The 19,653-nt window shown below is 45.7% G+C and carries 17 protein-coding genes; 6 read left to right on the forward strand and 11 right to left on the reverse strand.

Annotated features, from left to right (window positions below; all coding sequences use genetic code 11):
- Positions 1 to 238: 238 nt before the first annotated feature.
- Together ACQCVH_RS21545 and ACQCVH_RS21550 are read right to left on the reverse strand one after the other, a co-directional pair.
- Positions 239 to 1,528: a ribonuclease H-like domain-containing protein gene (locus tag ACQCVH_RS21545; RefSeq protein ID WP_426837639.1), complete on the reverse strand. Its 1,290-nt coding sequence runs from the start codon at positions 1,526 to 1,528 to the stop codon at positions 239 to 241.
- Positions 1,512 to 3,815, reverse strand: coding sequence for a DEAD/DEAH box helicase (locus ACQCVH_RS21550; protein ID WP_426837640.1), 2,304 nt, complete (start codon positions 3,813 to 3,815; stop codon positions 1,512 to 1,514). The genes ACQCVH_RS21545 and ACQCVH_RS21550 overlap by 17 nt, the downstream gene beginning before the upstream one ends.
- Positions 3,816 to 4,068: 253 nt before the next feature.
- Here ACQCVH_RS21550 and ACQCVH_RS21555 point away from each other — a divergent pair, with 253 nt between their 5' ends.
- From ACQCVH_RS21555 to ACQCVH_RS21565, 3 genes are all read left to right on the forward strand, one after another.
- A complete protein-coding gene (locus tag ACQCVH_RS21555) occupies positions 4,069 to 4,971 on the forward strand; it encodes an ABC transporter permease subunit (RefSeq protein WP_426837641.1) in 903 nt (300 codons plus the stop codon).
- Entirely contained in the window at positions 4,968 to 5,885 is a 918-nt protein-coding gene (locus ACQCVH_RS21560; RefSeq protein WP_426837642.1) for a peptide ABC transporter permease, read from the forward strand. Before ACQCVH_RS21555 ends, ACQCVH_RS21560 begins: the two co-directional genes overlap by 4 nt.
- 310 nt (positions 5,886 to 6,195) lie before the next feature.
- A complete protein-coding gene (locus ACQCVH_RS21565; RefSeq protein WP_426837643.1) occupies positions 6,196 to 6,675 on the forward strand; it encodes an Hsp20/alpha crystallin family protein in 480 nt (159 codons plus the stop codon).
- A 117-nt stretch (positions 6,676 to 6,792) separates the two neighbouring features.
- Here ACQCVH_RS21565 and ACQCVH_RS21570 read toward each other — a convergent pair whose 3' ends face one another.
- From ACQCVH_RS21570 to ACQCVH_RS21580, 3 genes are all read right to left on the reverse strand, one after another.
- Entirely contained in the window at positions 6,793 to 9,189 is a 2,397-nt protein-coding gene (locus ACQCVH_RS21570) for an ABC transporter permease subunit (RefSeq protein ID WP_426837644.1), read from the reverse strand.
- Positions 9,182 to 10,045 (reverse strand): ABC transporter permease subunit, encoded by an 864-nt coding sequence (locus tag ACQCVH_RS21575; RefSeq protein WP_426837645.1) that lies wholly within the window; start codon positions 10,043 to 10,045, stop codon positions 9,182 to 9,184. The genes ACQCVH_RS21570 and ACQCVH_RS21575 overlap by 8 nt, the downstream gene beginning before the upstream one ends.
- Before the next feature lie 152 nt (positions 10,046 to 10,197).
- Entirely contained in the window at positions 10,198 to 10,740 is a 543-nt protein-coding gene (locus tag ACQCVH_RS21580) for a YppG family protein (protein WP_426837646.1), read from the reverse strand.
- 190 nt (positions 10,741 to 10,930) lie between these two features.
- On the opposite strand from ACQCVH_RS21580, the gene ACQCVH_RS21585 reads away from it, so the two are divergent.
- Positions 10,931 to 11,137: a YppF family protein gene (locus ACQCVH_RS21585; RefSeq protein WP_426837647.1), complete on the forward strand. Its 207-nt coding sequence runs from the start codon at positions 10,931 to 10,933 to the stop codon at positions 11,135 to 11,137.
- Between the two features lie 81 nt (positions 11,138 to 11,218).
- Here the strand turns inward: ACQCVH_RS21585 and ACQCVH_RS21590 are convergent, their stop codons facing one another.
- The 3 genes from ACQCVH_RS21590 to ACQCVH_RS21600 all read right to left on the reverse strand — a co-directional run bounded on the left by ACQCVH_RS21590 (position 11,219) and on the right by ACQCVH_RS21600 (position 13,876).
- Complete coding sequence (locus tag ACQCVH_RS21590) at positions 11,219 to 11,587, reverse strand: YppE family protein (protein WP_426837648.1); 369 nt, start codon at positions 11,585 to 11,587, stop codon at positions 11,219 to 11,221.
- A gap of 90 nt (positions 11,588 to 11,677) precedes the next feature.
- Entirely contained in the window at positions 11,678 to 11,944 is a 267-nt protein-coding gene (locus ACQCVH_RS21595; RefSeq protein WP_426837649.1) for a hypothetical protein, read from the reverse strand.
- 945 nt (positions 11,945 to 12,889) lie between these two features.
- Positions 12,890 to 13,876, reverse strand: a complete 987-nt coding sequence (locus ACQCVH_RS21600; RefSeq protein WP_426837650.1) for a DUF2515 domain-containing protein — start codon at positions 13,874 to 13,876, stop codon at positions 12,890 to 12,892.
- A gap of 132 nt (positions 13,877 to 14,008) precedes the next feature.
- Between ACQCVH_RS21600 and recU the strand changes: the two genes are divergently transcribed.
- Together recU and ACQCVH_RS21610 are read left to right on the forward strand one after the other, a co-directional pair.
- A complete protein-coding gene (recU, locus tag ACQCVH_RS21605) occupies positions 14,009 to 14,626 on the forward strand; it encodes a Holliday junction resolvase RecU (RefSeq protein WP_426837651.1) in 618 nt (205 codons plus the stop codon).
- A gap of 34 nt (positions 14,627 to 14,660) precedes the next feature.
- Positions 14,661 to 17,414, forward strand: coding sequence for a PBP1A family penicillin-binding protein (locus ACQCVH_RS21610; protein ID WP_426837652.1), 2,754 nt, complete (start codon positions 14,661 to 14,663; stop codon positions 17,412 to 17,414).
- 42 nt (positions 17,415 to 17,456) lie between these two features.
- Here the strand turns inward: ACQCVH_RS21610 and ACQCVH_RS21615 are convergent, their stop codons facing one another.
- The 3 genes from ACQCVH_RS21615 to ACQCVH_RS21625 form a co-directional block, all read right to left on the reverse strand.
- Positions 17,457 to 17,987, reverse strand: coding sequence for a YpoC family protein (locus ACQCVH_RS21615; protein WP_426837653.1), 531 nt, complete (start codon positions 17,985 to 17,987; stop codon positions 17,457 to 17,459).
- Positions 17,987 to 18,634 (reverse strand): endonuclease III, encoded by a 648-nt coding sequence (gene nth / locus ACQCVH_RS21620; protein ID WP_426837654.1) that lies wholly within the window; start codon positions 18,632 to 18,634, stop codon positions 17,987 to 17,989. Before nth ends, ACQCVH_RS21615 begins: the two co-directional genes overlap by 1 nt.
- Before the next feature lie 140 nt (positions 18,635 to 18,774).
- Positions 18,775 to 19,479 carry a DnaD domain protein gene (locus ACQCVH_RS21625; RefSeq protein ID WP_426837656.1) on the reverse strand — a complete coding sequence of 235 codons (705 nt, stop codon included), beginning with the start codon at positions 19,477 to 19,479 and terminating at the stop codon, positions 18,775 to 18,777.
- Positions 19,480 to 19,653 lie beyond the last annotated feature (174 nt).

The following is a 19,653-nucleotide window of genomic DNA, read 5'->3' on the forward strand; positions in this document are numbered from 1 at the left end:
CAGATGACAACAAAAAACAGGAACAATATTGCTTTATACATCCAAACCAGCCTCACTCTTTTTATTCACTGTATGTAGCATACAACATTCAATTTTACAGCTTCAATGAGGTACAGACAACTAATAAATAATGGTTTTTGCGCATAGAAATATTAAAGTTTTGTTACAGCGGGCAGACCTGCTTGCCTTGATGCAAAAAGCGCAGCCAGGATGATACTTTCCTGAAGCTGCGCTTTTTTCACATGCTGAAACGGTCACGATTCCGGGACTGTTCTTTTTCCAGCTTTGCATAAAGCCTCCGGATCCGCTTATCTGTTTCCGGCTTAAGCCTATCAGAGGTACCTGATGCAGGAACGGCTGCCAGCGCCATTCTCGCTTTTTCAGCATAATGGACTGCCCGCCCAAGATCTTTGCTGCGATGCTCAAAATATTTTGCCAGTTCAATGGATGATTCTGCCGTAATTTTCGGATTGCCATCCGAATCGGCGCATTCCTGCCAAAGAGCGGCCGCTTGTTCCCAGTCCTTCATTTTCTTGTGCTCAAACGCAAGTGCATTCCTGGCCTTTAACGACTCTTCATTGTCTGTCTGTGCTGCCTGGACAAAGGCTGCTTTCGCCGAAGAAGTGTTGCCAAGAGAAGAAAACCACCGCCCTACTTCATAGGTTTCCGCAGCTGTCTGTCTGCCGTCCAGCCCAAGGAGCTGATAGGATAGATGTGTGTACAGCGTTATAAGCGACAGAATATCGATTTCATTATGCTTCATGATCCCGAGCATGCCTTCGGGGTTCTTTGTCTGGACAAAATCAAAATAAATCATGGGTGCAAGGAAGCCTGGTATATCATCTTTCCGCTCAACACCAAGCACCTCCTTCTCGACGATGGAAAGCTTCAGCCTTTCGAGCCTGTGCTTCCAGATCCTTCGGGATGCGTGGTAAAGATCAAAATGCCCGAAAGGCGGAAGCTTGGGCACCTGTTCCCTGATAAGGGTATGCCTTGTCTTCACCTGCGGCCAGTCAAAAGCTTTGCCATTATAGGTGACCATGGTTGTATAATCCACGCTGTCCAGGAAGCTCTTATAAAGCGGCACCTCTGCACCGGGATGGGGAAGGATATGCTGCTTGAGCTTCACACCATCACGCGTAACACTGGCATGGCCCAGGAGGAAAATCGTGTTGCCGGTGCCGCCGCCAAGACCCGTTGTTTCTGTATCAAAAAAGAACAGCTCCTCAGGCTGATGCCCGGCAGAGGAAAGCGGATGGGACACATCCCTGCTGTTCCATGCTTCCACAGCTGCTGCAAAATCAGAGAACCGGTAATTCCCATGCTTCCAGTCAAGCGGATATTCCTTTTCCCTGACAAGGCAGAAGGTATCCTCAAAATGGAATGGGACAACTCCGTTTTCCTTCCACAGGTGATGTATCATAAAATCCTCGGCGGCTTCTGCTGCCTCTACAGGCTTAGCCGGTTCACTCCCCTGTTCTTTTGAGAGATGAGGCTTTAATCGATTCAGCTTATTTTTGAGGCTCATACCGCTCCCCCTTCATAGCCGTTTTTCTGAATAAAGCCAAAAGCTTCAAAACATCGCTTTTTGCCGTATTCATAGCTGAGTCAGTCCCAATGCACGATGGGCAGCCGTTCTCGCAGGAGCAGCCTGCTACCATGCCTTCAGCCTTTTGTATGACCGTTTCAATGCCATCATAGAGCTTTTCGCTCAGCCCTATGCCTCCCGGATAGCGGTCATAAAAGAAGATGGTCGGCTTCTCATTATGCGCTGCCTTTACTTGCGGTACGACGAAAATATCCTGCGGGTCGCACATGACAAACAATGGGGCTATGTGCTTGAGGGCATGGGCGGTCCCGATCAGACCTTCTTCAATACGGTCCTCATCAAATTGGATCTGCTCCTTGCCGATGGATATCCATGCCGAGCTTGTATGCAGCTCTTCCTGAGGCAGGTGGATCGGCCCGGATCCGATGTTTTCATGTGTCTCAAACTTGATTTTCTTGAAAATCGTTGCCATGGCCAGCACGCTCACATCGCCATAGCCGATTTCCATTTCACCGCGTGACCTGTTTTTATCTTCTTCAAGCACTTTGAGCTCGACGGCCAGATTGGCATCTGTGAAATAATCCACATCAACCTCCCTCACATATGCTTTCTTTTCATCCCAATCCAGATACTCAACCTGGAACTGGGTGCCCTGATGGAGGTAGATGGCTTCATCATGCAGGAGCGTCATCGCAGAGAAACGGTCCATTTCCCCTATGACCTTCACGTTTGCAATGTCGGACTGGTCAATGATGATAACATTTTCCTGTGAAGCTGACCGGAGGCTGATATTGTGGGCAGGGAAAGAATCGTTCATCCAGTGCCATTTATCGCCGTTTTGATAAAGCACCCTTTCCTCTGTCAGATATTCAAGAAGTTCCTCCGTATCTGCAGTGCCGAATTTCTCCCCATATTTAAAAGGCAGCTCATAGGCGGCACACTTCATATGGTCGATTAAAATGATAAGGTTGTCAGGATTGATCCTGGCCGTTTCCGGGCTTTTATTGAAAAAGTAGTCCGGATTCTGAATGACGTACTGGTCCAGGGGGCTGGAGCTTGCAACAAGGATGACGAGAGACTCGCCATGCCTCCGCCCTGCCCGTCCCGCCTGCTGCCACGAGCTTGCGATAGATCCCGGATAACCCGTCATGATGCAGACCTGAAGCTGGCCGATATCCACGCCAAGCTCCAATGCATTTGTACTGACGACCCCGTAGATTTCACCCGCACGCAGTCCCTTTTCAATCGCCCTTCTCTCTGTCGGCAGATAGCCTCCCCGGTAGCCTCTGATGGCTTTCGGACCCAGCTGGTGCTTGACCAGCTCCTGGAGGTAGGTGAGCAGGATTTCGACTCTGACCCGGCTCCTGGCAAATACAATGGTCTGTATGCGGTTTTTCAGGAGCCTTCCTGCCAGCTTCCTTGCTTCAAGCGTAGCGCTGCGCCGTATATTCATCGGTTTATTGACGATTGGCGGGTTATAGAACAAGAAGTGCTTCCTTCCGCTTGGCGCCCCGTTATTGTCTATCAGCGCCATTTTCTTTTCTGTCAGGTTTTCAGCAAGCTCAAGCGGATTGGCAATGGTAGCCGATGTGCAGATGAAGAGCGGGTCGCTCCCATAGAAACGGCAGATGCGCCTGAGCCTGCGGATCACGTTTGCCACATGGCTGCCGAACACGCCTCTGTATATATGAACCTCATCAATAACAACGTACTTGAGGTTTTCAAAAAAAGAAACCCATTTGGTATGATGGGGCAGAATCGCCGAATGCAGCATATCAGGGTTTGTTATGACAACATGGCCCGCTTTCCTCACTTTTTCCCTTATATTTGCAGGAGTATCGCCATCATACGTATAGCTGTTGACAGGGAGCTCCGCTTCCTGGATCAGTTCATTTATTTCACTCTTTTGGTCCTGGGCCAGTGCTTTGGTAGGGAAAATATACAATGCCCTTGCTTTCGGGTCGCTAACGGCCGTCTGCAGGACGGGAAGGTTATAGCATAGTGTTTTGCCAGATGCAGTGGGTGTGACAGCCACAAGGCTTTTTCCCTCAGAAGCAGCCGCATAGGCAGACCTCTGGTGTGTATAAAGGCGGCTGATGCCCCGCCTTTCCAATGCATTTCTCAAGGACGGATGTATATCCTCCGGCAGTTCCTCTGTTTTTGCCTCTTTTTCTTCAATAGTATGCCAATGGACAATATTGTCCTTGAATTCTTCAGTCATCTTTAAATCATTCAATATCTCCTGGAGATTTTTCCTGAGCTTCATTTTCCGTTCACCTCATACACTCATTCTACCGAATAAACGTTCGTTCAAAAAGGATTTTCTTTCGTTTTATTGTTGGATTATTTTGGAACACGATTCGAACAAACGCTTTTGAGATTATCAGATTTTTCCAAAAACAAATTGACTGATAGTATAAAATTTGCGACAATTCAGATATATTTTTTTAGAAAAGCGCTCTTCAGCCGCGGAAAACCTATTTTAACAGATATATAGAAGAATGGGGGTCAATCGTTTTATGCTATTACTTAAAAAGCTGTTCATATTTCTCCTTGTGCTGGCAAGCTTTCTCTTGATTCTGCTGCTGCCAAGAGAACCGGTCATCCATCAGCCTTCCGCATTTCACATTGAAATGGATTATCCTTTCAGTGCAGAGGCATACAAAAATAAAATTAAATCCTTCTTTCAATTTATCCAGAAAGAAAACGGATTCGGCGAGAGCCGGACCGGTAGGAAAGTATCAGAAGAAACCATCCTATATATGAAAAGAAGCCTGGGAATCATCCTTCCTGCTTTCTTTATCAGCATGGCAGCCGGCATACTGACCGGAATTGCAAAGTTTTCTCTGCGCCTCCGTATGCGGGGCAAAATTCAGGAAGCGCTGTCCTGGCTGTTTTCATCTGTTCCGGATTTTTTTCTGTATATGAGCTTGCAGTATATATTGATCAAGCTGATTCAATTGGGATTTCCGCAGATTACACTTTACGGCCACGAGCATTGGTACAGTTTTCTCCTCCCAATGATCTCACTGACACTTTTTCCTTTCATTCATATGGTCAATTTTACCGCTGCTGCAATGGACAAGGAAAGCGGGGAGGATTATATCCGGACAGCCTACTCAAAAGGGCTGGGAAAGAAAAGAATTTATCTGCATATCCTTTTTAACTGTGCCGGGACACTTCTCAATCAGGCACAGTTCATTATGCTGTACATCCTGTCAAGCCTGCCGATTGTGGAGAAGTTATCCGGCTACGAGGGAGCGGGAAACAATCTGCTTAAAAGCATCCTGAATTATAATGATGTTTCTTCTTTTGCACTGATGCTTCCATTTCTGGTGCTGATGTTTTTAACCATACTGGCCTCTCAATCAGCTAAATATCTTTTTATGCCAAAAAGGTCAGGGGGAAGTGAACTGATATGATCAAAAAATTTCAATGGAAAAAGTATAGTGTATTTCTTATAAGCCTGCTTTGTCTTGGGATTTTGGCTTTTATTGCTTTTATTGGCCCTTTCCTCCCTTTTATCGACCGTGATCTGTCGACGATCACTTACATAATGGATGAAAACCGAAAGCCTGTCATCCCGCCATATGGGCCAAATGAAGACTTCCCCCTCGGAACGGATAAAGCAGGCAGGGATCTCTTAAGCATCATTGTGCTTGGCGCTAAGGAAACGCTTTTCCTTGTCGTTGTCATTACAGCGCTCAGATATGCATTGGCGATTCCCTTTGCGTTCCTGGCGCATAAAAAAGTGCTTGCTGCCGATTCTGTGCTGAAATGGCTGAATGGCTTCTTATCCTATATCCCGACCATTATCATTGTCATACTAGTCGTTAATCTGCCGCCTTTATTGTTTGCTGAAGACCGGCCATTCTGGCTGATCCTTGTGGTTGCCCTTTCTGAAGCAGCCAGGGCTGCCGACATGATCAAATTGGAGTTTGATGAAGTATCATCTAAAGAGTTCATTACAGGGGGAATAGCAGCAGGAACCACTCCCTTTGCCATGTTCAAACGATATTACATGCCTTTTTTATACGGAAAAATTTTGGTCTATATGATTTCAGATCTGGGAAAAGTCATGTTCCTCCTGGGACAGCTTGGCTTTGTCGGCATCTTCATTTCTCAGCAGTTTGTCCAGATGCCAACAGGGCTATGGGAATTTGTCAACACTTCCATCTCCTGGCCGATGCTTCTGCAGGATGCGTTCATCGACATCCGGGGCCCGATCTGGATTCCATTCTTTGCAGCTTTGTTTATGACTTTTTCTATATTCACCTTCAATCTCCTTTCCCAGGGGATCAAAAATATTTTCGCGCGGAAAATAAGGTATCTATAAGAAAAGCGGAAGCGCCTTGCTCACCTTTAAGGAACGCAGACTAAGAACGCCACGTCCTGTGGCAACCTCTGCATGACCCGCATCCTGGGGGCCTCATGACGATTCTCCCGGAAAGGCTGTCTTTGCCTTTTTGGGAGGATTGGCTTGTGACCTAGAGGGGGCAGGCGCAGCTGCCAGACAGTAATCGAATTCGTAAAAAGTTATATCCTTTCTTAACCTGTAAGTAAAACGCTGAGTCTCCCTGAAAGGGACCAATCGGGCGCTAATTGCATACTATATCCCAAGATTCTGTTTGGGAGGAGATGCATGAATGTCTTCACAGCTGCCTGATGGCCCAAAAAAGAAAGAGAAAAATGAGCCATTCAGCGATATCATGAAATCGATGAACACATTCTTTCAGGAAAAACCCGTCAAAGGGTTCTTGCAGAGCATTGATGATTTCTTTAAGACCCCCTTTCCTCAGAGTACCTTTTCTGTCAGGGTATCTGAAACCGATAAAGAGCATCATATTACAGCAGAGCTGCCGGGAATAAAAAGAGAGCAGATCCATATTGATGTGCTGGATAATTATATTACCATTTCAGTCAGCCATGCGGAAACCGTCCTGCAGGAAGATGATAAACACAGGACCTTCAGCCGGAAGCAGACGGTGAAGCAATCATCAAGAACCATCCCGCTCCCGCAGCCTATCAATGAAAAAAAGGTAAGGGCGTCATACCAGGACGGTCTCTTGATCATCCGGATAGCTAAGCAATCAGGCAAGAAAATCATCATTGATGAAAACAATTAATGCCTATTGAGCAGATTCCCTGCCAGAGGCAGCCAAGTTTCCTCTTTAGAGAGTGAAAAGCTCCCTTGCGGCTGCAGCAAGGGAGCTTTTTGCATATAGTTCTTCAGCTGAAGAGTGCTATTCGAGCTCCAGCCAATCTGTAAAATAGCCTCGCGGCACAAAGAAGTAATCTGCAGCAAAATCGGCAAACATTTCGGAATCCACTTCTTTATATTTATACTTTTCATAATACGCTGAGAGGAAGTCCATTCCCACATCACGCGGGTCACTGCCTTTAACCATAAAGCGGTTATTGACCAATTCGAGCAGCTTTACTGCCGGCTGGCCGTACACATACCCGTTATGAGCCACTTCATCTAAAGGCACATTTGAATGCTGCCTTTTAACGTTTTCTTCTTCTATGCCTTTCATCCGGTTAAAGGGAAGAGAAAATGCCCTCATTTCCCCCTCGCCTTCTCCTGCATAGAAATACATGCTGGTTGCAAACTCTGTAATCCCCTCGTCCACCCAGGCTTCATAATAAGGATCATTAGAAACGGTTCCGTAGAAATACTGATGGGCTATCTCATGGACGATGGAAACCTGGTAGAAATACGAATCTTCAATATACGGATTGATCGTGACGATGCCCGGATATTCCATGAACTGGCCTTCATCCAGGACGACATCAAGCGTCTCATGAGGGTATTCCCCGATATTATCCTGGTAGAATGTCAGAGCCTTTTTCGCAAGCTCGAGCGACTGTTCAGGGTCTTTATTATGATCTTCTTTTGTAAAAAGCCTCACCTTTACCCCATTTTCCGTTTCGGCTTCATATACGCTTGTATCCTTAAGAATACTGATGAAAAAATCCCTGACCTTTTTAGCCTTCAAAGTTCCCCTGGTTTCAGAAGCTGGCGGGTCTTCATCTGCTGTTGAGGCAATCGTATAGCCTTTTGGTATATCATAGGTAACCTTATAATCCGAAAAATCGGTATGATAGGTTTCCAGCCCTTCGGAATATTCTTCCTTATTCCATTTATGTTCACGGAAGGTTGCCAGCATCGGGTACCATTGGGCAAGGTAATAATTTTTATCCACCTTTGAGAAACGATTTCCTTTTTCAGGAAGGGTGAATTCATAGTTTATCTCAACTTTGCCTTTATCGCCTTCATCCATTTTTTCTGAAAGGAAGACGGTTAAGGTATCATCCTGCAGTTCATAGTTGGCTTCCTTCCCGTCCACCTTGATGTAATCCAGAGTAACGGAGGCGTAGCCTTCCACGCTTTGGAATGAATGGCCTTCCTTGAATACATTCGGGATAAAATAGAACACCAGTTTATCCCATGCATCCTCTGACTCGTTCCTCACTTCAATATTGGCCGTCGATGAGAATTCTCCTTGCTTGTTCATCTTAAGGCTAAGGTCATATTCAGCCTGGCTGAAGTTTTTCACTCCTATATTCTGATCCTTTGTGGCATACACATAGGTGCCGGCACTGATAAAGAGAATCAAAAGGATTATAAGCGCCAGCGGCTCAGGCGACAGGAACTTCCTTCTTTTTTCGGAATCATAATTTTTCCTTACCGGCTTCAGCTTTGGCTCCTGTCCGGTTTTGATCCAAGGTGTTCTTTGATAATTGGACTGGAAGCGGTTTTTCATGCCATTGGCCAGCAGGCTGAATGATATGGTCGTGATCAATAAGACTGCAAGAGGCACCATTAAAATATGAAGGTTCCCATAAATATTCCCCCTTGCCTGGCCGACCAGCCCTGCCAGCTCTTTCGTTATGGAATGGAACAGGAGCGGATCATAAGTGACTCTTGTACCTCCGACAAATATCTCCAGCAGGCCAAGCTGCCCCATAATGGTAATCACATAGACAATCTCAAGAATGAACATGACAAGAAATGTTTCCTTGAGCTGAGGGAAAATATGTTTCCAGATGAGCCTGTGCCTCCCTGCCCCCAATGCCCTGGCTGCTTCTATGTATACAGATTTGTTCAGCTCTGCCGTTTTCTGCCGGACAGATGAGACAATGCTTGGAATGCTGACAAGGGAAGTGATCAGGATGAACAGCGCGATAAGCTTCCATGTCGGAATGAATGTTAGTGTATTGATTCCCCTGAAGAAAAAATAAACGATCAGAAACAGCGGGACAAAGCTCCAGGCATTTTCAAACGCCAGCATCCATCCCGGTGTCCGCTTCCAGGTCCCCACATACAGGCCGATAATTGTACCCAGCACCATCTTGATAAAAGTTACGGCAATCGCGATGAAGACCGTATATTTCAGACCATTGAGAATCATAGATGCAATGTCATAGCCCCACCGGTCAGTCCCCAATGGATATTCATCAGATTCAAACGGCTGGATCGGCGGTGCAAGCACCTTACCATCCTTATACTGCGTCTCCAGCGCTTCAGACAATTGGTGGGGCGCCAGATACGGCCCGAAAACTGCAAAGAAAAGCAAAACACTGACTAGAAATATGCCAATATACAATGAGTAATTCACTCTGAGCAGCTTATTCATGGATCAGCACCCGCTTAAATAAGTAAAATAATATTCTGATAGAAAGATAAACAATCAATGACATCAAAAGCATTGCAAACAAGCCGATTGCAATAGGCTGGAATCCATTAGCCTGGAAAATGAATTTCGTGATTCCTGAAACGTTCATTATGTACTCAACGATAAATAAATTGCCGATCCCAAGCGAAATTACCTTTGTCATTTCAGCAAGGATAAAAGGCTCGATGTTTTTAAAAACATGCTGAAGATTGATATAATCCAGCCGCATCCCTTTAGCCACCGCGGTCCTGATATAATCTTCGCCGCTCAGCTGATAGTATTTCACTGCCACCAGCTTAAACAGATACAATGTTGGGGCTATCGCCACAAGCACTGTCGGAAACCACGTGTTCAGCGCACCGGAATCCGGCCTTAGGGATATAATCCTGATCCCCGTCATTTTATAAAATTTTACGGCAAGGATCATGCTAGCAACTATAATGATGAAATCCGGTATAGATGCCAAAATGTTAAGGATATAATTGAAACCCCTGGCTGCCCGGAACCTGCTGATAAAGACACCGAACACAAGGCTGAGCAAGACCGCTGCCAGGATCCCTGCTTCCATGATCTTCAGGCTTGTAATAAAGAACCTTCCGATATCCTCCCCGATGGACCGTGTCCTGGTCCCCTGCTGATAAGTACCCAAATCCCCATCAGCTATTTGTGTGAAAAATTCGCCGTATACCTGCGGCAGCGCGCCCGGACTGAAGCTCAGCGATTGTGTTTCCGGATCGGCGGTTACCATCAATGGCAGTGAGGCAATGAGAAGAATAAGCAGTACCACGATGATAAGCTGCTGTAATTGCCTAAGCATATTGACCACCCCTTTTTATATGACCTACAGTCAATGTTTACATTTTCCAATCCCTTCACAATTTTGTCAATAATATTCCATGAATTCCGAAATTTCCGCCCCCCCGCATTAATGAAGACCACATAAAAAAGAACAGCCTGCATCAGCTGTTCTTATACCTTAAATATGCCTCCCAGCCCTTTGACCATTGATGAAACCTGATTAACCGCGCTCATCATCTGCCCGGCTGTATTCATCATTTTATTGAAATCAAGGGATCCATCCTGGCCTTTAAAGGAATTCATGATCGACTGGACCCCTGAAGGCTGTTTTGCCATAAAAGACTGCTTCGGGTAAGGATTCATGAAAGGATACGGATTGTTCGGCTGCTGGCTTTGGGGCTGCTGGTATGCTTCCTCCTGCTGCAGCGGATTTTGAAAAAGCCCCTGGCTTATAGGCTGCTGGACTTGAGGCTGAATCGGGGGCTGCATATGCTGCTGATATCCCTGGAAATAGGGCGGCGGATTATGTGCCTGCTGAAAAGGATTGAAGTATGCTGATTGATTGCCGGCAAAAGGCTGGTACTGGGGCTGATATTGGGCCTGGGGGCTTCCTTGCATAGTCGGGAATGCAGAATAGTACCGGTGCCGGCCGTTTATGCCGCTGCCCCCTTGCTGCAGCACTCGTGCCGGAAATCTTCTCTTTTTTTGAAACATGGGCAGACATCCTCCTAATACTGGTCACTACTTTAAAATATGAAGCTTCTGCCCATTTTGTGCATTGCAGGCAAGATTATCCGGTATTGTCTGCTTATGATGAATTTTGTCGGAAGTTTCAATTTTTTAAAAACGGAGAAACTTTTTTGTTTCATGATACGATATTGAAAAAGGCGGAGGAGGAACATTAATGAACATTCACGAACTGAGAGTCAAATTTTTGCAGCTGAAAGATTATAGCCCCGAGAACGTCAATGAATTATTGGATTTCGCCAAAAAAGCCTATATCCATAATGAGATCACCATTAATGAATACCGCAACCTTATTCGTGAGCTTGAAGCACAGGGAGCTGAAGCTGACTGTTCCTTCACCGCAGCAGCAAACCTGCAGAATTGATCCCCGGATTGTAAAGCGGGATACGGGCCGCAAAGCTTTTATCCAATTAAACTTAGCCTGCGGACAATTGTCCTGCAGGCTTTATTTTTTTTCGTCCAAATGGCCAAGGAGCACATTGAGGACATATTTGGTGGAGTTATAGTAATTAATAAAACGCGTCCGGCTTGTTTCCGGGAAAAAGCATTGGACCGTAATCAGCTCTATATGCTCTGCTGCCGAACTAATCTGATTTTCATGCAGGTTCTTGGGCCTGTTTTCCGCAATCCAGCCGGCAGCCTGAGAGGACCATTCATCCAGCAGGTGTTTGCTGCGATCGGCAAAAGGCTTCACTTCCGCATAGAAATCAGGCTTTGTTCCCCTCTCCCGCGCCTGCCGGTAATGAACTGCCGCTTCCTCCGTACATTCCAGCAGCTCTCTAGTCAGCCGGTCTAATTGTTTTGCCTCTTTCATATATTTCATCTCCAGTTGGATATTTGTCCAAAAAAATAAAAGTAGCGTGGTTATCCAGCTACTAAAGGATTATTCTTTATTTTAGACAACCTAATAGCCCAATTCAAGCTTAATGCTGTCATTACCGCCTGTCATCTTTCGGTCCCTGCCGTCCTTTTTCCCGATCTCCTGAAACCCTTTTTCAGCTTTGGACAGCCTTGATTCACAATATATCATCTTTTGCTGATGTTCTTCTGCCATTTGTCCCCTGAATTTTGAAAGGCTTGTCTCAAGTGCTGCATCCAATTCTTCCAGCTGGTCATATATCTCATTCAGCATATGGAGCAATTCTTCTTTCTGTGAAGTGTGTTTCATCATATAACCTCCCTTTTGCATATACCTGCCCGACTGTGCGGCTTATTGCTATTCACTGTATTCGCCTTCTCTCTATACTTCCCTTCCCCCTTGACAAAACTAGAAGCGATTCGTCAAAGAAAGTTAAATTTTTCAATAAAGGAAGACCGTTTCGACATCTTGGATGGATGAAATAATGGGGATTGAACACACTAGATGATGGAGGTGTTGAAAGATGGCAAACAAGGAAAAACAAAATAAGGTTCAGCCGAAAAAGCAGGAAGAAACAAAAGCTGGATATGGCAGTAAAAAGCTGGAAGGACCGGACAGACCTTCCACCTGATGAAAGCAAGGGGGATCCCTTGCTTTTTTTGTACTGTTGGCTGTACAGTGTTTGAATTGGGACTAATAAAACCAAGGTTCCGGAATCAGGGAAACTTCATCCAATAAGATAGAGTCTATGAGAATAGTGTTTCCGGCTGGTGTCCAGAACCGTTTTTTTCTTTTTTGCCGAAATAGCGGTTTCAGCCTCGTCTTCTGGAACCGCTATTTTTCTTTTTGGCCGAAATAGTGGTTTCAGCCTCGTCTTCTGGAACCGCTATTTTTCATTTTGGCCGAAATAGTGGTTCCTGCCTCGTCTTCTGGAACCGCTATTTTTCATTTTGGCCGAAATAGTGGTTCCAGCCTCATGTTCTGGAACCGCTATTTTTCATTTTGGCCGAAATAGTGGTTTCAGCCTCGTCTTCTGGAACCGCTATTTTTCATTTTGGCCGAAATAGTGGTTCCAGCTTCGTGTTCTGGTACCGCTATTTTTCGTTTTTGCTGAAATAGTGGTTCCTGCCTCGTGTTCTATTCATTTTTGCTGATTTAATTGCCCAGGTGCATGAAGTGTTTCCAACTCATTTACCTAAATGATTCTCAATTACAGCTGATCCGCCCCACCCTATTGTCAAAAAACTAACGCTGGGTCTAACTTTTAAAACAGATAAATTTCTTTATTCCTGCTGCCCGTTCCAGCTGCCTTTGCTTATGCAGGAACCACTCTGTCATCAAGACAGGCTCTTTGATTTTCCCTTCTTCTGCAAACCAATCCGGGTTGGTCCTTCTCTCCTTTGACCAATCATGGCTTTCATGTATGTGATGGCTGATAATGGGGTAAGTATCTTTTAAGGTTTGCATGGCGCGCCCTGTTCCGACATTGAGGAATTTTTCATAATCCGCCCTAGATCCCGTGTGGGGCACTTTTCCTGCGAACTTCAGGAACTCCGGAAAAAGAATGGGTGAGAACAAAATCCTTGCAAGCCGTTTTCCGAGCTTGATCCTTTCGTCTGTTTTCCTGAATTTCTTTACACTTGCGCCATAAAGCCGGCCGCTGCAGGTTGGAAAGAGGACCGAGCTGAAATGCATCCAGTCCTGGATGGAAAAAAACAGTGAATGAAACACCCTCTTTTTATATACCGGATGTTCAATCACAGGGCGCTGGATCAGATTTTGTTCATTGATAATGAGGGCTGTCATCAGCCTTTGCCTGTCTCCCCCACGCCAGTAGCGGTTCCATTCTGCTTCCATAAATGAAGAAACATGAAAGAATGGCAGAAGATGAAACATTGGTGAGTTTTTTTTCGTCGAATATTCATAGAGAAGCAGCTGTGGAAAGGCATCTGAGAAAATGAGCCAATTGGCACGCTCATATGTAAGGAAAAGCCGCTCCCTGATTTCCGGTCCAAGGAGGCAGGTCAATGAAGCCTCTTCCAGATCGCACATATTCCAGCCTGCATTTCTGGAAACCATACTTGCCAGGAAAGCCCATTGTATGTCCGGGTGGGACTGATAATAGTCAAAATATGCATCAGTCCGGCTGATATTATCTTTGTTATAATGATCCGCAATCGAACGGATTTCTTCGGCGAGCACCCGTTCGGAGCTGTCAAGTGTGTAATTGGCAGTCTTTCTCAAAGCAAACCTCCTTGCTCACTGCTTTTATCGTTCACTTTTTGGTGCTTTTTATTCAACATTCCAGCCGGCACTTTTGGTATGATGAGTAGTGAGCGATTGCCGGCATGCCGGCAAAGAAAAACGGGCAGGTGAATGCAATTGAGTTTCCACTATCCAAACGGACGAAAGTATTTGCCGCAAAAGACGGCTGCTGCGCCTGTGAAAAAGGAGAAAAAATGGACATATTCCAACAGGGGGATGACACTAGAGGATGATATAAATGAAACGAATGCTTTTTACCTGGAAAGAGGGCTGGCTGTAATTCATAAAAAGCCCACTCCGGTCCAGATTGTAAATGTGGACTATCCGAAAAGAAGTGCTGCAGTTATTAAGGAGGCTTATTTCAAGCAAGCCTCAACAACAGATTATAACGGCCTTTATAAAGGAAGATATGTTGATTTTGAAGCGAAGGAAACGAAGAATAGCACTTCTTTTCCCCTTAAGAACTTCCATGACCACCAGATATCCCATATGCGCCGGGTAGTTGCCCAGGGGGGGATTTGCTTTGTGCTGCTCCGTTTCTCAGAGAGCGAAGAAATCTTCCTTTTGGAAGCCGGCTCCCTTTTCCCATTTTGGGAGAGGATGGAGAATGGCGGGCGCAAATCTATTGCGAAAACGGAAATAGAAGAAAATGGCCATAGGATCCAGCTTGGCTTCCAGCCCAGGATTGACTATATTAAAGTAATAGATTATCTTTATAATCTTACATGATTTTATGCAGATGTAAGAAAGGATGAATATATATATGGCAGAAAACTACAACTCGAGGGAGGAACGCCGGAAGCAGCAGTCTGCCGGCACCAAAAAGAAAAAAACTCCCAAAAAGAAAAATGGCGGTATCTTCAAAAAGATATTTCTGGTGCTGATCGCACTTGGGCTTGCCGGCATCATCATCGGAGCCGGTGCATTTGCATACATGGTCAAAGATACGCCAAAGCTTGATGAAGAGAAGCTGAAATCCGCTATCGCATCTGAAATTTATGATATGAACGGGGAGCAGATTGCGACCATTGGTTCCGAAAACAGGGATTATGTCGAGTATGAGGACATACCAAAGATCGTTGAGGAAGCCGTTATTGCAACAGAAGACTCCCGCTTTTATAAACATCATGGCATAGATCCGATCCGTCTCGGCGGTGCAGTCCTTGCCAACATCACAGAAGGCTTCGGTGCAGAAGGCGCGAGCACCATCACACAGCAGGTAGCTAAAAACTATTTCCTTGAGTTTGATAAAAAGCTTTCCCGTAAAGCTCAGGAAGCATGGCTGGCCATCCAGCTGGAACGTAAATATACGAAGCATGAAATTTTAGAGCTTTATATGAACAAAGTGAATATGTCGCAATACTCATACGGGTTCGCGACTGCATCAGAAACATACTTCGGCAAGCCGCTGAAGGATCTTGAGCTTCACGAAGCAGCACTGCTTGCAGGACTGCCGCAAAGCCCGAACAATTACAATCCTTTCAACCACCCGGACAAGGCTGAAAAAAGGCGGAATATTGTACTGACGCTGATGAATAAGCATGGATACATCACAAAAGAGCAAATGGAAGCGGCCAAGAAGATTCCGGTCACATCCTCCCTGGTCGCGGAAGAGAATCGAAAAATCAATGGAGACATCCCTTATGATTCCTTCATTGGGCAGGCCATTAAGGAAATTGATAATAAATATCCAACGATTAATGTCTTTACAGATGGACTCAAAATATACACAACACTGGACAAAGATGCACAGGAATATGTGGAAACAATGCTTAACGGCAATGAAATTGTAGAATTTCCAAATGAAGAATTCCAGGCGGGCATAACACTCCTGGATACAAAGACAGGGGAAATCCGGGCACTTGGCGGAAACCGAAACTCTGATGTGGAATTTGGCTTCAACTATGCAACCAGCCATACACGCCAGCCTGGATCAACCATTAAACCAATTTTAGATTATGGACCGGCAATTGAATATGAACGCTGGGGAACTTACCATACATTGGATGATAAGCCTTATGCATATTCCAATGGGACCAAATTCAATAACTGGGACGGCCGCCATATGGGACCGATGAGTATGAGGGAAGCACTCGCCCGTTCCCGCAATGTGCCAGCAGTCATGGCCCTGCAGGAAGTCGGCCTTGAAAAGGCTAAAGATTTTGCTGTTAACCTGGGAATTCCATTGGAAGATATCCAGGAGTCCTATGCTATCGGAGGACTAAAAAATGGAGTAACATCCATGCAAATGGCAGGCGCATACAGCGCATTTGGGAATAACGGCATTTACAACGCCCCCCATACTGTAAAGAGCGTTGAACTTCGGGATGGAACTAAGCTTGACCTGATACCGGAATCCAAGGCTGTAATGAAAGATTATACTGCCTTTATGATCACTGACATGCTCAAGAGTGTTGTAAAGGATTCTTATGGCACCGGCCAGCAGGCCAACGTACAAGGCCTGCCAATTGCAGGAAAGACTGGAACAACTAATTACAGCAGTGATGAAATAGCCAAATACAATGTCCCTGACGGGGCCGTTCCAGATGCCTGGTTTGCAGGATATACAACGAATTATACAGCGGCCGTATGGACTGGCTATAAAGACAGGAAGAATTACCTTCCTTCAAACGGAAGAGACCAAAAAATAGCTCAAAATCTATTTAAAAACCTGATTGCCCATGTGTCTGAAGGCAAAGAAACACCTGACTTCAAAATGCCGAAAAGCGTAGAAGTCGTAAAGATTGAAAAAGGCACTTCAAAGCTCGCAAGCGCCTATACGCCAAGCGACCAGATCCTTACTGAATATGCAGTTAAAGGAGAAGCGCCTACACAGGTTTCAAAGAAATACGACAAGCTTGATGCGCCGCAAGGCTTATCAGCAGTATTTGATCCTGAAGCCAATGAAGTCGTGGTTGGCTGGGAATATGGTTCAGAAGAAGGCGTGCAATTCGAGGTGAATGCTTCGGTTGACGGCAGCGGCCAGCAGCCTGCGGTAACAGCTGAGAAAGGCTTAAGGTTCACAGCTCCTTCCCCTGGAAGCACATATACTTTCAGCGTAACGGCGTTTAGAGATGATATGCGCAGCGATCCTGCTTCTGTTTCTGTCACCATCCCGGGAGCTCCTGAGGATGATGGACAGGAAGAACCTGAAGATGGGGAAGACGGCAGCCAGGATGACGATGCTAACCAGAATGATGAGGAAAATGAGGAAGACAATCAGAATCCTGGCAATGGCAACGGTAATGGCAATGGAGGAAATGAAGAAGATGACGGAGAAGGTGACGACAGCGGTTCTGAGGATGAATCCGGCTCCGGCGGTGAGTCCGGGCAAACCGGCCAGAACGGTGGACAGACCGGCTCCGGCGGCGGAAATGGCTCTGGGTCCGGCTCTGGAGGATCCGGGTCAGGAACCGGTTCTGGAGGTTCCGGATCTGGCTCCGGATCTGGTTCTGGCTCTGGTTCGGGAAGCGGAACTGGATCAGGCAGCGGCTCCGGGTCTGACGGCAGCAATTAGTCCTACGCATCTTTCATTAGTAATCATAAATGTAAAAAGCGTTTAAGCTTTGTGCTTAAACGCTTTTTCTATGCTGGCTTTCTTTTGGCGCTGCTTTTCTAATTCAGCCTGCAGCTCACATAATTGGATGAACGAATGATAAAGGAGCGGCCTGGACAAAACAAATTCCAGCCGTTCATTTAGATTAGCAGGCTTTACACTCAAATTAATAAACTCATCAGGAATATCCAGCCTGGCCGGCTGTCCGTTGGTCCAGAACAGCATCTGAAGGAAAAGGCCTATTGCATGCCTCATCAATTCCTTCAGTCCCGTCCTCTCCCGATTCTCATGCAAAGCGCCAATGGAGGCCTTTACCTCCTTCCACTGTTCAATCCTGACCGGAAAGAACTCTTCACCCTTCTCCCATGGCTTGAGGGCTTCAATTCCATGATAAAAAGCAACCTCATAGATGAAGATAGCATCTGCCTGAAACTCAGCTGCCCAAGCTGGCTCCCATGCTTCCTCCTTTCCCAACAGAAAGGGATGGGATACTTCAGGAGGCACTCTCAGCATGATTTTTTCGCTCTCCTCCATTATTTCCTCTTCATCCTTTTCTGGCCTTCCCTGCAAAGGTCAAGAAGCGGGCAGATTTCACACTGCGGGTTTTGTGCCTTACAGTGATATCGGCCGAAAAAAATCATCCGATGATGTGTAACTGACCATTCGTCCTCAGGCACCTTTTTCATCAATGTTTTCTCTACTTCGAGAACAGAATCCTTCCATCTGCAGAACCCGAGCCGTTTGCTGACTCTTTCCACATGGGTATCTACAGCGATTGCAGGCACATCGTAAGCCACAGAAACGACGACATTTGCCGTTTTTCTTCCGACCCCCGGCAGCTTTGTAAGTTCATCCCTGTCATGCGGGACAATGCCATCATACTCGTCAATCAGCAGCCTGCAGAGCTTATGGATGTTCTTTGCCTTGTTCCGGAACAGGCCAATCGACCTGATGTCGTTCTGCAGCTCCTCAAGGGAAACAGCTAAATAATCCTCTGGCGTTTTATATTTTTGAAACAGGTTTTTGGTAACCTTGTTGACCAGCGCATCTGTACATTGAGCAGAAAGGGCAACCGCGATAACAAGTTCAAAAGGGTTTCCATGATTAAGCTCGCAATGGGCATCAGGGAACATTTCGCCCATAACATCCAGGCAATGCCTGATTTGTGTTTTATTCAGCATTTGTATCACCACTCTGTATTTATATATGTTTATATTATTTTAACCTTTTCTCTATATCCTGTCCCTCCAAACCCTCTTCAGGCACCGGAGAATCCAGAATATCATATAAAAAGGGCGGGAGAAGTCTCCCGCCATTAACTTTATTGCTCAAGCCAGTTGTAAAAAGGAATTGATTTTTGCTGAACAGGACGTTCATCCGTTTTTTGCCTTGACTGCGGCTGGTTTTGACGGAATTTGCGTCCAAAGCTCTTCGCCTGTTCAATTGTCTTAATCCCATTCTTCTTCCACTCAAATAAAATGCGGTCGATATAACGGAAATTCAGCTTTCCGGATATAACTGCCTCCCGCAATGCCGCTTTAATGATGACAGGGTCATGGTGGTCATCATCCATCCACATTGCCAGCGTTTCACATTCAAAAGGCGAAAGCGGCCTGCCGAATTCTTTTTCGAAGCATGTATACAGATCCATTTCTTCCTGCTGATGGGATTTAAGATTCTTTTGTTTATCATCGAGGAGAAACTGGTCAACCACCCTTTCCCAAAGGGGATCAAGCGAATACTTTTCAAAGCGTATTCCCTCTTCCGAAAAGCCGTCGAGTATTTCTATAAATCCCTTCTGAATCAGTTTCCGGATCATATCTGTGCAAGCTGTATCAGAAATCGTCATTCTGGACGAAATTTCATTTGGAGTAGGAAAGTCTCTGCCTTTTTCTATAAAGGAAGATATATGCAATAGCAGGACGAGTTCCTGTTCAGTTATATTCAGTTTATGATAGCGGGCCAAGAGGGCACCTGGTATCGACAGGCTCCCTTCCTGGAGCCACTTGATAATATTTTCTTTCATCCTGGACACCTCCTTTAGAGTATATCATGAACATTCAGGGCCAGTAAGGTGAATAACAGGCAATGCTGGCAGAAATTAGGTCTGAAAACAACGCATGGCCTGAGTGCATATGAATAAAAAAATCCGCATAAGCGGATCCCTTTTATTTTCCTTTTAATGATGTAAGCGTAAAAG

The organism is Bacillus infantis, from assembly GCF_050107595.1.
Taxonomy (GTDB): Bacteria; Bacillota; Bacilli; order Bacillales; family Cytobacillaceae; genus Bacillus_AB; species Bacillus_AB infantis_C.